Origin of the sequence: Micromonospora sp. NPDC047620, from assembly GCF_043205005.1 — a bacterium.
In the GTDB taxonomy this organism is placed as follows: domain Bacteria; phylum Actinomycetota; class Actinomycetes; order Mycobacteriales; family Micromonosporaceae; genus Micromonospora.
On sequence record NZ_JBIDDG010000010.1, the window covers coordinates 130,515 to 144,397 of the forward strand.

7 protein-coding genes are annotated in these 13,883 nt (G+C 76.3%); 1 reads left to right on the forward strand and 6 read right to left on the reverse strand.

The window, feature by feature from the left end; all coding sequences use genetic code 11:
• Positions 1 to 36: 36 nt before the first annotated feature.
• The 5 genes from ACGF5C_RS14535 to gltB form a co-directional block, all read right to left on the reverse strand.
• A complete protein-coding gene (locus ACGF5C_RS14535; protein WP_393301374.1) occupies positions 37 to 918 on the reverse strand; it encodes a hypothetical protein in 882 nt (293 codons plus the stop codon).
• A gap of 4 nt (positions 919 to 922) precedes the next feature.
• On the reverse strand, positions 923 to 3,520 hold the full coding sequence (locus ACGF5C_RS14540) for an FtsK/SpoIIIE domain-containing protein (protein ID WP_393301377.1): 2,598 nt from the start codon (positions 3,518 to 3,520) through the stop codon (positions 923 to 925).
• A 126-nt stretch (positions 3,521 to 3,646) separates the two neighbouring features.
• Positions 3,647 to 5,185 (reverse strand): MFS transporter, encoded by a 1,539-nt coding sequence (locus tag ACGF5C_RS14545; RefSeq protein ID WP_393301380.1) that lies wholly within the window; start codon positions 5,183 to 5,185, stop codon positions 3,647 to 3,649.
• Between the two features lie 176 nt (positions 5,186 to 5,361).
• Positions 5,362 to 6,870: a glutamate synthase subunit beta gene (locus tag ACGF5C_RS14550; protein ID WP_393301383.1), complete on the reverse strand. Its 1,509-nt coding sequence runs from the start codon at positions 6,868 to 6,870 to the stop codon at positions 5,362 to 5,364.
• Entirely contained in the window at positions 6,863 to 11,590 is a 4,728-nt protein-coding gene (gene gltB, locus ACGF5C_RS14555; RefSeq protein WP_393301386.1) for a glutamate synthase large subunit, read from the reverse strand. The genes ACGF5C_RS14550 and gltB overlap by 8 nt, the downstream gene beginning before the upstream one ends.
• Before the next feature lie 155 nt (positions 11,591 to 11,745).
• Here gltB and ACGF5C_RS14560 point away from each other — a divergent pair, with 155 nt between their 5' ends.
• The gene (locus ACGF5C_RS14560; protein ID WP_393301670.1) at positions 11,746 to 12,582 is read left to right on the forward strand and encodes a GNAT family N-acetyltransferase; all 837 of its coding nucleotides are present in this window, start codon (positions 11,746 to 11,748) and stop codon (positions 12,580 to 12,582) included.
• 102 nt (positions 12,583 to 12,684) lie between these two features.
• Here ACGF5C_RS14560 and ACGF5C_RS14565 read toward each other — a convergent pair whose 3' ends face one another.
• Positions 12,685 to 13,872 carry an FAD-dependent oxidoreductase gene (locus ACGF5C_RS14565; RefSeq protein ID WP_393301389.1) on the reverse strand — a complete coding sequence of 396 codons (1,188 nt, stop codon included), beginning with the start codon at positions 13,870 to 13,872 and terminating at the stop codon, positions 12,685 to 12,687.
• Positions 13,873 to 13,883: the final 11 nt, after the last annotated feature.

Below are 13,883 nucleotides of genomic sequence, written 5' to 3' on the forward strand. Positions count from 1 at the left end.
GACGGCCGGGCGCGCTGGCGGCGGAGCGACGGCCGGTCAGCGGAGGAGGCGGAACAGCAGCAGATAGGCCACGTAGGCGACCGGCACGGCGACGAAGCAGATCAGGAAACCCAGGTGCACGTAGCGGGGCGGGGTGCCGGCGACCATGGCCGGCCGCCCCCAGCGACCGAGCACCAGGTAGCCGGCGAAGAACGACAGCGCGGGCAGGCCGGCGCAGATCCAGGCGCCGAGGGTGAACCCGTCGACCAGGCCGACGCCGGAGGCGAGCACCATGACCACCATCAGCACCGCCGCCACGGCCGCGCAGCCGGCGTAGACGGCGAGCGCCCGGGCCACCGGCGACCAGGCCGGCAGCAGCGCGGGGCGTTGCGCGAGCAGCTCGGCCTGCTGCCCGTGCCGGTCGGACTCGTCGGCGTAGCGCCGGGCCAGCTCCAGCTCGATGGTCGGGTCGGTCTCCGCCGGGCGCGGGCCCGGCACCCCGCCCGCCGCCGGGGCCGCCCCCGGCGGCAGCGCGAGCTTCGTCTCCCCCACCCCGACCTGGGGATACGCCCCGACCCCCGGCCGCCCCGGGGCGCCGGCTGCGCCGGCGGGCTCCCCCGCCCCCGGTCCGGCGCCGCTGATTGGTGCGCCGCCCGGACCGCCGTCGCCGGCCGACCCGGCGCCGGGCACGGCGGCTGGCCCGGTGACGGGGCCCGCGGGTGCGGCGGCCGGCGTGGGCACGCCGGGGGCCGGGAGGCCGATGGCCTGGCCGAGCTGGTCGAGGCGCTGCCCCTGGGCGGTCAGCCGGTGCTGGAGGTAGTCCGCGGCGGCGTGCAGGTTGCGCCGGCGCTCGGCCTCGGCGGCGGCGCCGCGTTCACCGGCCCGACGCCGCTCGGCGAGCTGGCGGGCCAGCGCCGCGTACTCGGAGTAGTCGGACACCGCCTCAGTCCTCCCCGTCCGGGCCGTGCCCGTCGCGGGCGAACGGCACGATGAGCCGGGTGCGCTGGTCGTGCCGGTCGACCAGCAGCGCCCGGTCGGGCCGGGGCGCGTACGCGAGGTCGTGCACCCCGAGGTGCAGCCCGAGCTCGGTGCCGGGCACGTTCAGCGCCACCAGGCAGGCGACGTCGTCGCGGTTGTGCGCGCCGCCGAGGTCGTCGGCGAGCCGGCGCAGCCCCCGCCACCAGCCGAGCAGGTGCACGCCCCGACCGGGGCCCTGGCGCAGCAGCGCCCCCAGGTCGTCGTGGCCGGAGCGGAACGTCTCCGGGTCGGGGGCGGCGAGCGCCGCGCTGGCGGCGTCCATCCCGAACACGACGAGGTAAGTGCGGCCGGTGTCCGGCGCGGCACTGCCCCCCGGCCGGGCCGAGGTGGTCGGGCCGGACGGCGTGGTGGGGGCCGACAGCCCGGCGGCGAGGGTGGCGACGTGCCGGCGCAGGCCGGCGATGTCGAGGCGGTCGACGGCGTGACCGGCGGCGACCAGCGTGTCGGTGGTGTCGTCGACGGCGGGCTCCGCGGCGGCGACCAGCGGGGCGAGGAGGAACCGGGCGTCGCCCGGGGCGTGCTGGCGGGCGAGGCTCAGGGTGGCCGCCCGCAGCACCTCCGCGCCGGTGGCCGAGGTGCCCACCACGGCCAGGTGCCGACCCGGGGTGGCGTCCATCATGAACAGCGCGGAGGTGCCGTCCACATCGACCGTCCGCCCGACCAGGGCGAGCGGGCGACGCCCGCCCGGGCGCAGCCCGGCGAAGGTGGGATCGTCCTCGACGCGCGCGGTCTCGTACCCCTTGAACACCGACGGGGGGTGCGCGCCCGCCGGCCGCGCCTGCCACAGCTCGTGCCGCAGCGCGGCCAGCTCGGCCGCGGCGGCGTGCGCGTCAGGGAAGCGGACGACGGTGTCGGCGCCGACCGCCCCGGCGGCGGTGTTGAGCACGGCCGAACCGACGGGCAGGGTGTGGGCGGCCTCGTTCAGCGGGTCGAGCACGCCGCCGCCGCCGGGCAGCGCCACCCGGAGCGCGAACTGACCGAAGATCGCCTCGGCCCGCCCGTAGAGCGCCTCGACCCCGGTCATGCTCTGGCTCGCCAGGACCAGGTGCACGCCGTACGAGCGGCCCTTGCGGGCCAGCTCCTCGAGCAGGTCGACCGACTCGCGGGCCAGCGCGTCGTTGCCGGCGAGCAGCACGTGGAACTCGTCGACCACCGCCACGATCCGGGGCACCGGCGTGTCGCGGGGCAGGTCGGCGAGCTTGGTGACGCCGTGCCGCTTGAGCGCGGCGGCCCGCCGCGACAGCTCGCGGCGCAGCTCCCGCAGGACGGCGACGCCGTACTCCCGGTCGGACTCGATGCCGACCGCCCGGGCGTGCGGCAGCCAGGACGGGTCGCGGGGGGTGGGGACGAACTCGGTGAAGCTCACCCCCTCCTTGAAGTCGAGCAGGTAGAGCTGGAGCTCGGCGGGCGAGTAGCGGGCGGCGAGCCCGTAGAGGACGTCGAGCAGGAAGACGGTTTTGCCGGCGCCGGTGCGCCCGCCGACGAGCCAGTGCGGGGTGGCGTCGTCGAAGGCGACGGTGACCCGGTCCCGGCCGGCACGGCCGACCACGGTGCGCAGCCCGTTGCCCGCCGACTCGGCCCACCGCCGCTGGGGCAGCAGCTCGGCGAAGCCCACCGCGTCGCCGCGCCGGGCGGCGGCGCCGAGGTGGGCGGCGAGGGCCGCCACCGACGCGGCCGGCGGGTCGCCGTCGAGCAGCACGGGGGCCGCCAGGCCGGTGCCGTCGACGCTGAACGGGGCGCCGGGCGGGTCGCCGACGTGGGCGTACCGCTCGGTCAGCCGGACCGTGGTGGTGGCGCCGAGCTGCGGCGGCGTGTCGGCGGACGCGGCGGACGGCTGGCCGGCGACGAGGACGCAGACGGCGGCGGCCGGCCCGGCGTGGGTGAGCGCGGCGAGCCGGGCCGCCTCGCGGGGCGGCGGCGTCGACGCGGCGACGACCAGCAGCAGCTCCTGGTCGGGGCGGTCGGCGTGCCGGGCGGCACGGGCGTGCCGTTCGGCGGCGTCGAGCAGGGCGGCCACCTCGGCCTCGCCGGTGGCGGGCGGGTCGAGCACGCCGGCGTCGACCAGCGGGCGCAGCGGCCCGAAGGTGGCGCCCAGCGCGGCGGTGTCGATCCCGGCGACCCGGACCCCGCCGGGCGGGGCGGTGGCGAGCAGCCGCAGCACGAGCGCCCGCAGCAGGCCGGCCACCCGGGGGTCGCGGGCGTCCGCGTCGACCGCGAGGTGGTGGCCGCCGCCCAGCGGCACGAGGACGGGGAAGGCGCCGTCGGGGGTGGACGCCTCGCCGACGCGCACCGGGACGGGCGCGACGGCGACCGGGGTGGCCCCGGGGGTCGGGGTGGCGAGCGCGCCACCGAGCTCGGCGAGCCGGGCGACGAGCGCGCCCGCGCCGTTCGGGACGGCCGGGGCGGCGTGCCCGGCGAGCGCCCGACGGGCGGTGTCGAGGTGGGACCGGGCCGCGCGGTGCGCCGCGACCGCCTGCCCGTACGCCGACGCGAGCCTGCCCACCCTCTGCTCCCGTCGCCGTCGCCCCGCCTGGTCCTCAAGGACCCTAACGGACACGGGCGACACCCGGACAGTGGCGAGGCGGGCGCGTCGGCCCTTCCTTGCACCGTGGACAGGTGGGGCGGTGGGTCAGCCGGATCGGGGGCATTCGGCCGGCTGGCCCACCGGGCGTGCCGTGCCGGTCAGGCGGAAGCGGCGGCGGACGCGGCGCGGCGCGCAGGCCGCGCATTCGTGCGCCTCCCGGCCCGCCGGGGGTCGACCGGTGGCCGGCCGGGGCAGCACGGGGCGGCCGGCCGGGACGTCGCTTCCCGCCGGTCGGACGATCCGGGCTACGGCCCGGACGGGCCGGACGGACCGCACCGCGCTCGACGCCGGCCGGACGACGCGGGCCGCCGTCGAGGCGACCCGACGCACCGGACGCCGTACCGCCGGCACGGCCAGCGCCAGAGCGACCCGCCGGCGCAGCGGGCGCCCACGCAGTCGGTCGAGCCCGATCCCCGCCACCACGGTGGCGATCGCCGTCACCGTCCCGGCCAGCACGAGGGTCTGCCGGGGGCCCGCGTGCTCGGAGAGCCAGCCGAGCAGCGGCGCGCCGACCGCGGCGGAGACGGAGCCGGTGACCGCCAGCGCGGCCAGCACCCGGCCCCGCATCGCGTAGTCGGTGTCGAGCTGGGCCCGGGCGCCGACGGTGGTGTCGATGACCACGGCCGCGGCGGCGACCGGCAGGATCACCGCCGCGAAGCTCAGGGTGCCCGGGGCCAGGCCGGCGACGATCTGCAGCACGCTGGCCAGCAGGCCGGCAGCGAGCAGGATCCCGTAGCCCAGCTCGCGCCGCCGGGCCGCGACGAGGGCGCCGAGCACCGTGCCGATCGCGAAGACGGTGGAGAGGAACCCGTAGCCGGAGGCACCGCCGCCCAGCGGCCCGTCGCTCATGGCCGCCATGGTCACCTGGTAGTTGCGGCCGAGGCTGCCGAGCACGAACGACAGGGCGAGCGCGACGAGCACCACCGGCTGGCGCAGCAGATAGCGGAAGCCGGCGACGATGCCGCCGTCCGCCGGCTCCGCGTCGGCCGGCGCCGGCTCCCCCGCGTGCAGCTCCCGCTCGCGTACGGCGAACAGGGCCACCACCACCGCGACGAAGCTGGCGGCGTTGACCGCGAAGAGCAGCGCGGGGCCGACGGCGGCGACCAGGACGGCGCCGGCGCTCATGCCGAGGATGCGGCCGGCGGAGTTGGTCAGCGAGCCGAGCGCCAGGGCGTTGCCGAGGCTCTCCCGGTCCACCAGGGTCGAGCACCAGCGGCCCATCACCGGGCCCTCGATGGCCGAGACCGCGCCGGTCACCAGCGAGATCGCGTAGATCGCCGGGAGGCCGCCCGCGCCGGTGACGGCGACCAGCGCCAGCCCGGCCGCCAGGGCCGCGTGGAGCGCCTGGGCGACGATCAGCAGCGGCTTCGCGCGCAGCCGGTCGGCCAGCGCCCCGCCCCAGACGCTGAGCAGCAGCGTGGGAAGGGCCTGGAGCAGGACGGTGAAGCCCATCGACGTCGCCGAGCCGGTCTCGGCGAGCACGTACCAGTTCACGCCCAGGACCTGCATCCAGGTCCCGACGACGGACACGAATCCGGCGGCGGCCCAGATCCGGTAGTTCCGGTGGCGCAGCGCGGCGAACACGACTGATTCCCCCGTGGGACGGCGACATGACGGTGCCGAACCCGGGTGGCGGTGCACGGCAGCCGCCAAGTCTGGCGGCAATTAAACCGATTTGCCGTCTTTCGTGAGGCGGCTCACGCGACGTGGTCCCGGCCTGCCAGGCGCAGGCCGGGACCACGTCGGGTCCGAGGGGGTGGTCAGCGGGCCGCGAGCGGCTGCCGGGCCGGATCCACCGGGGCCGGGAGCGTTCCGACCCCGCCGAGGTACGCGTGGATCGCGGCGGCCGCCGCCCGCCCCTCGGCGATCGCCCAGACGATCAACGAGGCGCCCCGGTGCATGTCACCGGCGACGAAGACGCCGTCGGCGTCGGTCTGCCAGTCCGGCCGGGCGTCGACCGCCCCCCGCGCGTTGCGGACGACCCCGAACTGGTCGAGCAGCGGCTGCTCCTCGGTGCCCTCGAAACCGATGGCCAGCAGCACCAGGTCGGCCGGCAGCTCCCGCTCCGAGCCGGGCAGCGGGGTGACAATCCGCCGCCCGTCCCGCTTCTCCACGCTCACCTCGGCGATCCGCACGGCCCGCACCTGCCCGGTGCCGTCGTCGACGAACTCCTGCACCGCGACGGCGAAGACCCGCTCGCCGCCCTCCTCGTGCGCCGGGTAGCTGCGCAGGAGCCACGGCCAGGTCGGCCACGGGTCCCGGGCCTCGTCGCGGGCCTGCGGCGGCCGGGGGTAGAGGTCGAGCTGGTGTACGCCGGCCGTGCCCTGCCGGTGCGCCACGCCGAGGCAGTCCGCCGCCGTGTCGCCGCCACCGATGATCACCACGTGCTTCCCGGCCGCGTCGATGGGCGTGCCGTCGGGCAGCACGGCGGTGTCGGGCCGGCCGCCGGCCGCCGCGGCGACCACCCGGTTGGCCGCGACGAGGTGGTCCATCGCCTGGTGCACGCCGCGCAGGTGCCGGCCCGGGGTCTCCGGGGTGTCCCGGCCCTGCAGCGCGCCGCAGGCGAGCAGCACCGCGTCGTGCTCGGCGCGCACCTGCTCGGCGGTGACGTCGACGCCGACGGTGACCCCGGTGCGGAAGCGCACGCCCTCGGCGGCGAGCTGGGCCAGCCGCCGGTCGATGTGGACCTTCTCCAGCTTGAAGTCGGGGATGCCGTACCGGAGCAGGCCGCCGATCGCGTCGTCGCGCTCGTACACCGTCACGGCGTGGCCGGCGCGGGCGAGCTGCTGCGCGGCGGCGAGGCCGGCGGGGCCGGAGCCCACCACGGCGACCGACCGGCCGGTCGGCGCGGGCACCGGGCGCGGCAGCAGGCCGCCCCGTGCGACGGCCGCGTCGGCGATCTCCACCTCGACCTGCTTGATGGTGACCGGCTGGCCGCCGCCGATGCCGAGCACGCAGGCCGCCTCGCAGGGCGCCGGGCAGAGCCGGCCGGTGAACTCCGGAAAGTTGTTGGTGGCGTGCAGCGACTCCACCGCCGCGTCCCAGCCGCCCGTGCGGACCAGGTCGTTCCAGTCGGGGATGCGGTTGCCCAGCGGGCAGCCGTCGTGGCAGAACGGGATGCCGCAGTCCATGCAGCGGGTGGCCTGCTCGCGGATCAGCTCCTCGCCGGCCGGCGGGTAGACCTCCCGCCAGTCGCTGATCCGCACCGGCACCGGGCGGCGCGCCGGCAGCCGCCGGTCGTAGCGCAGGAAACCGTTCGGGTCAGGCACGAGCCACCTCCTGGACCGCCGCCCGCGGGGCGGGCGTGGTCGGCATGGACTTCGCGGCGGGCGCGGAGAGCGCGCTCATCACCGCGTCGTCGATGTCGCGGCCGGCGGCTTCGGCGGCCCGCATGATCTCCAGCACCCGGCGGTAGTCCCGGGGCACCACCACGGTGAACTCCGCCACCGCCTCCGGCCAGCGCTTGAGCAGCTCCTCGGCGACCGCCGAGTCGGTCTCGGCGAAGTGCCGCTGTACCAGCTCGTGCAGCACGGCCTGCTCCTCCCCGGACAGCGGGGCCAGGTCGACCAGCTCCGCGTTGACCCGGCGGCGGTCCAGCCGGTACACGAACGCGGTCCCGCCGGACATGCCGGCGGCGAAGTTCCGGCCGGTCGGCCCCAGCACCACCACGGTCCCGCCGGTCATGTACTCGCAGCCGTGGTCGCCGACGCCCTCGACGACGGCCACCGCGCCGGAGTTGCGCACCGCGAACCGCTCCCCCACCCGGCCGCGCAGGAAGAGCTCACCGGCCGTGGCGCCGTAGAGGATGGTGTTGCCGGCGATGGTCTGGTCCTCGGCCCGCTCCCCCGGTGCGGCGTCGCCGTCGACGAAGGGGGCGGCGGCGTCCGGCCGTACGATGAGCCGGCCGCCGGAGAGGCCCTTGCCCACGTAGTCGTTGGCGTCGCCGTGCAGGCGCAGGGTGACCCCGCGCGGCAGGAACGCGCCGAACGACTGCCCGGCGGTGCCGCGCAGCGTGAACTCGACCGTGTCGGTGGGCAGGCCGGCCCCGCCGAAGCGACGGGTCACCTCGCCGCCCAGCATCGCGCCGACGCTGCGGTGCTCGTTGCGCACCGCCACCTCGACCCGTACGGGCGTGCCGTCGCGCAGCGCCGGCCCGGCGAGGGCGATCAGCTCGTTGTCCAGCGCCAGGTCCAGGCCGTGGTCCTGGGCGCGGACGCCCCGGCGGGCGGCGCCGGCCGGCAGCTCCGGCAGGTGCAGCACGGGGGTCAGATCGAGCCCGCCGGCCTTCCAGTGCGCGATCGCCGGGGCGACGTCGAGCAGCTCGGCGTGCCCGATGGCCTCCTCGATCGAGCGGAGGCCCAGCTCGGCCAGGTAGCCGCGGACCTCCTCGGCGAGGAAGAGGAAGAAGTTCTCCACGAACTCCGGCCGGCCGGTGAAGCGTTCCCGCAGCACCGGGTTCTGGGTGGCGATGCCGACCGGGCAGGTGTCCAGGTGGCACACCCGCATCATCACGCAGCCCTCGACGATCAGCGGGGCGGTGGCGAAGCCGAACTCCTCGGCGCCGAGCAGCGCCGCGACCAGCACGTCCCGGCCGGTCTTGAGCTGGCCGTCGACCTGCACGGTGACCCGGTCGCGCAGCTTGTTGAGCAGCAGCGTCTGCTGCGCCTCGGCCAGCCCCAGCTCCCACGGGGTGCCGGCGTGCTTGAGCGAGTTCAGCGGGGACGCGCCGGTGCCGCCGTCGTGGCCGGAGATCAGGATGACGTCGGCCTTGAGCTTCGCCACGCCCGCCGCCACGGTGCCGACGCCGACCTCGCTGACGAGCTTGACGTGCACCCGCGCGGACGGGTTGACGCACTTCAGGTCGTGGACGAGCTGGGCGAGGTCCTCGATGGAGTAGATGTCGTGGTGCGGCGGCGGGGAGATCAGGCCGACGCCCGGCGTGGCGTGCCGGGTGCGGGCGATCCACGGCCAGACCTTGTTGCCGGGCAGCTGCCCGCCCTCGCCGGGCTTGGCGCCCTGCGCCATCTTGATTTGGAGGTCGTCGGCGTTGACCAGGTATTCGCTGGTCACGCCGAACCGGCCGCTGGCGATCTGCTTGACGGCGGAGCGGCGGGCCGGGTCGTGCAGCCGGTCGACGTCCTCGCCGCCCTCGCCGGTGTTGGACTTGCCGCCGAGGCGGTTCATGGCGATGGCGAGGGTCTCGTGCGCCTCCGCCGAGATCGACCCGTACGACATGGCGCCGGTGGCGAACCGCTTGACGATCTCGGTGGCCGGCTCGACCTCGTCGAGGGGCACCGCCGGCCGCACGCCGGTCCGCAGGGTGAACAGCCCGCGCAGCGAGCCTGCCTTCGCGGCCAGCTCGTCGACCTTCGCCGTGTACTGGCGGAAGACGTCGTACTGGCGGCTGCGGGTGGCGTGCTGGAGCAGGAAGACCGTCTCCGGGTTGAACAGGTGCAGCTCACCCTCGCGGCGCCACTGGTACTCGCCGCCCACCGCCAGCCGCCCCGAGGAGGACTCGGCGCCCGGCTCCGGCCAGGCCACGGCGTGCCGGGCGGCCACCTCGGCGTGGATGCCGTCCAGCCCGATCCCGCCGATCTTGCTCGGGGTGCCGCGGAAGTAGCGCTCGACCAGCCGGGAGTCCAGCCCGACGGCCTCGAAGACCTGCGCCCCGCAGTACGACGACACCGTCGAGATGCCCATCTTGGACATGATCTTCAGGACGCCCTTGCCGAGCGCCTTGACGTAGTTGCGGACCGCCTTCACCGGCTCGACGCCGGCGAGCGCGCCGGTGGCGATCATGTCCTCGACCGACTCGAAGGCCAGGTACGGGTTGACCGCCGCCGCGCCGTAGCCGATCAGCACGGCGGCGTGGTGCACCTCGCGGCAGTCGCCGGACTCGACGACCAGCGCCACCTGGGTGCGGGTCTGCTCCCGGACCAGGTGCTGGTGCACGGCGGCGGTGAGCAGCAGCGACGGGATCGGGGCGAGGTCGGCGTTGGAGTCCCGGTCCGACAGCACCAGGATGCGTACGCCGTCCTCGATCGCCTCGGAGACGTGCCGGCAGATCTCGGTCAGCCGGGCCTTGATCCCGGCGCCGCCCTCCCGGACCCGGTAGAGCCCGGAGACCCGCACCGCCTTGAAGCCCGGCAGGTCGCCGTCCTCGTCGATGGAGAGGATCTTGGCCAGCTCGTCGTTGTCGATAACCGGGTACGGCAGCACGATCTGCCGGCAGCTCGCCGGGCCCGGGTCGAGCAGGTTGCCCTCCGGCCCGATCGTCGACGCCAGGCTGGTCACCAGCTCCTCGCGGATGGCGTCCAGCGGCGGGTTGGTGACCTGCGCGAAGAGCTGGTGGAAGTAGTCGTAGAGCAGCCGCGGCCGGGTGGACAGCGGGGCGATCGGGGTGTCGGTGCCCATCGAGCCGAGCGGCTCGGCGCCCGTCCGCGCCATCGGCGCGAGCAGGATCTTCAGCTCCTCCTCGGTGTAGCCGAAGGTCTGCTGCCGGCGGCGCACCGAGTCGTGGGTGTAGACGATGTGCTCGCGCGGGGGCAGGTCGGTCAGCTCGATCAGGCCGGCGTGCAACCACTCGGCGTACGGCTGCGCGGCGGCCAGCTCCGCCTTGATCTCGTCGTCGTGCACGATCCGCCCGGCGACGGTGTCGACCAGGAACATCTTCCCCGGCTGGAGGCGGCCCTTGGCGACCACCCGGGCGGGGTCGAGGTCGAGCACGCCGGCCTCGCTGCCGAGCACCACCAGGCCGTCGTCCGTCCGCCACCAGCGGCCCGGGCGCAGCCCGTTGCGGTCGAGCACGGCGCCGACGATCTCGCCGTCGGTGAAGGCGACCGAGGCCGGCCCGTCCCACGGCTCCATGAGGCTCGCGTGGAAGCGGTAGAAGGCCCGCTTGTCGGGGGCCATGTCCGGGTCGTTCTCCCACGCCTCGGGGATCATCATCAGCACCGCGTGCGGCAGGCTCCGCCCGGCCAGGTGCAGCAGTTCGAGGACCTCGTCGAAGTTCGCCGAGTCGGAGGCGGCGGGGGTGCAGACCGGGAGGACCCGGCGGATGTTGCCGGGCAGGTGCCCGCCGGCTCCGCCGGCGGCTGAGGAACCGCCGCTGGTGAGCATCGACTCTCTCGCCTGCATCCAGTTCCGGTTGCCCCGAATGGTGTTGATCTCGCCGTTGTGCGCGATGAGCCGGTACGGGTGCGCCAGCGGCCAGGACGGGAACGTGTTGGTGGAGAACCGGGAGTGCACCAGCGCGATCGCGCTCTCCACCCGCTCGTCGGTCAGCTCGGGGTAGAACGCGGGAAGCTGGTCGGGGGTGAGCATGCCCTTCCAGACCATGGTCCGCCCGGACAGCGACGGGAAGTACGCCGGCACGCCCCGCTCGGCGCTCTCCCGCTCGGCCTGCTTGCGGACGCAGAACGCCACCCGCTCCAGCTCGATGCCGCCCAGCGGCGACCCGGCCGGCCCGGCGGGCGAGTCGGTGAGCCGGTGCGCGGCGAGGAACAGCTGCCGGACCCGGGGCATCGCCGCGAGGGCGGTCTCGCCGAGGCCGCTCGGGTCGACCGGCACGTCCCGCCAGCCGAGCAGGTCGGCCCCCTCGACCAGCGCGTACTTCTCCACCACGCGGCGGGCACGGGCCTCGGCGGCGTCGTCGTCGGGGAGGAACACCAGGCCGGTGGCGTACGCTCCGGCGGGCGGCAGCGGGAAGTCGACCACCGCGCGCAGGAACGCGTCCGGCACCTGGATCATGATCCCCGCGCCGTCGCCGGTGTTCGGTTCCGCGCCACGGGCTCCCCGGTGGTCCAGTCGGCAGAGCGCGTCGAGGCCGTTGACCACGACCGCGTGCGAGCGCCGTCCATGCAGGTCCGCCACGAAGGCCACACCGCAGGCGTCGTGCTCCTGGGCGGGGTCGTAGAGCCCGGCCGCGGGCGCTCCCGGGCCGAGGTGCGGGGCCTGCTGGGGGCTGCGGTGAGGGTACGGAAAGGCCACCGGGCCTCCTGTCGTCACTCAGGGTGGATCTCGATCGGGACGACGTCGGCCCTCAAGGGTCTATTGAGTCTACGTTAGGGTCCGGCGCGCAAGGCCAGTGCAGATTGATCACACATTCCAGACTCTGGGACGTGTAGTCTCGCCCGGTGGATCGCCTGCCGAAGGACCTGTTCGACCGGTTGGAACGCTTCTACGACGCCGTGCCCCGGGACGACGCCCGGACGGAGGAGCACGGCACCCTCGTGCTGTTCGTCCGGAACGGGGCCGGCTGGCCGTTCTACGCGCGGCCCCGGCTCGACGCCACCGAGCCGCCGTCGCTGGCCGACGTCGCGGCGGTACGCGAACGGCAGCGCGAACTCGGCCTGCCCGAGGCCCTCGAGTGGGTGCACGAGACGACCCCGGACCTGCTCGCGGTGGCCCGGTCGGCGGGCCTGTCCGTGCTGGAGGCTCCGCTGATGGTGCTCGACCCGGGCGCCCTGCCCGACCCGGGCGCCCGCACTGACGTGCCGGTGCGGCTGCTCGACCCGGCGGAACCCGGCTTCGCGGCGGACGTGGCCGCGCAGCGAGCGGTCGCCGCCGTCGGGTTCGCCGCGCCCGGCACCGACCGCGGCGAGGCCGGCCCGGCGCAGCGGGACGCCGCCGTGGCCGGGTTGGACGAGGCGACGCTGGACGAGGAGCGGGCCCGGATCGCCGACGGTCGGCGACTGTCGGCGCTGGCCGGCACGCCCGCCGACGGCGCGCTGGCCAGCGGGATGGCGATGCGGGTCGGCGACGTGGCCGAGATCGCCGGGATCGCCACCCTGCCGGCCGCCCGCCGCCGCGGCCTGGGCGCGGCGGTCACGGCCGCGCTGGCCCGCGCGCTGCTCGCCGCCGGCACCGACCTGGTCTTCCTCTCCGCCGGCAGCGAGGACATCGCCCGGGTCTACCTCCGCGTCGGCTTCCGCCGCGTCGGTACCGCCTGCATCGCCGAGCCCGCCCCCGTCACCCCCTGACACCCCCGCCCGGCCCTCGCCCGGTCGAGCATGGAGTTTGTGCTGCCCGGTTCATCCCGGCACCCGTCCCCGACGACAACCGCGTGACCGACGGGGAGCGGGTCAGGTCGGGGGGCGCCACTGGGCGGCCGTGGTGGCGGCGGTGGAGAGCAGACGGGGCGTGATCGTGCCGAGGGCGGCGTCGCGGGCGCGCAGCGCCAGCGGGCCCCGGGCCTTCAGCACCGCCGACATCCGGCGGGTCTGCCGGACCACCGTCGCCGCGCGGGGCCGGCGCACCCGGTCGTACGCGACCACGGCGTCGGGCAGTCGGGACTCGCGCAGCAGCGAGGCGAGGGTCGCCGCGTCCTCGAAGGCGAGGCAGGCGCCCTGGCCGAGGTGCGGCGGCATGGCGTGCGCGGCGTCGCCGAGCAGCACCACCCCGCCCGGGCCGGCCGGGAAACCGTACGACCTGGGCAGCGGTCGCAGCTCGCGGATCTCCTGCTGCACCAGGTCCGCCGGGTCGGTGGCGTCGAGCAGCTCGGCGATCGGCGCGGGCCAGCCCGCGTACCAGCGGCGCAGCAGGGCCAGCTGGGTCTCCGGCGGCTCCGGGCGGGGCGCCCCGGCGGCCGTGGCCACCCAGTAGATGCCGCCCCGGCTGGAGGCGCCGGAGGATCCGCGCTCGCCCAGCGAGGCGGACACGAACCGGTACCCGGCGCCGAGCACCTCGCCGCCGACGGGCCGGTCGGCGGGCAGCTTCGGGGCGCGGTACCAGGGGATCACCGCCCGCCACGCGGCGCAGCCCGAGCTGACCACCCCGGACTCGGGGGCGAGCTGGCGGCGGATCTCGCTGTCGGTGCCGTCCGCGGCGACCACCAGGTCCGCCTCGACGGTGTGCCGGCCGTCGCCGACCGACGGGCGTTGGCCGGGCTCGGCGCGGACCGTCCGCACCGTCACCCCGGTGCGCAGCTCCACCTCGTCGCCCAGCCCGGCGATCAGCGCGTCGTGCAGGTCCTCCCGGTGCACCACCACCGGCATCCGGTCGGCGGGGGTCGGCCGGGGCTGCACCAGCCAGTGGCCGTCCGGGCGGCGTACCCCGCCGTCGGGCAGCGGCGTGGCGATCGCCTCCAGGCCGGCGCCGAGACCGAGGGCGCGCAGCGCGCGTACGCCGTTGGGCCAGAGCGCCACGGCGGTCGGCTCGGGGCGGACCCGGTCGGCGCGCTCCAGCAGGGTGACCCGCCACCCGGAGCGCGCCAGCGCGCCGGCGACCGCGAGGCCACCGACGCCGGCCCCCACCACCACCGCGCTACGCATGTGGTGCTCCC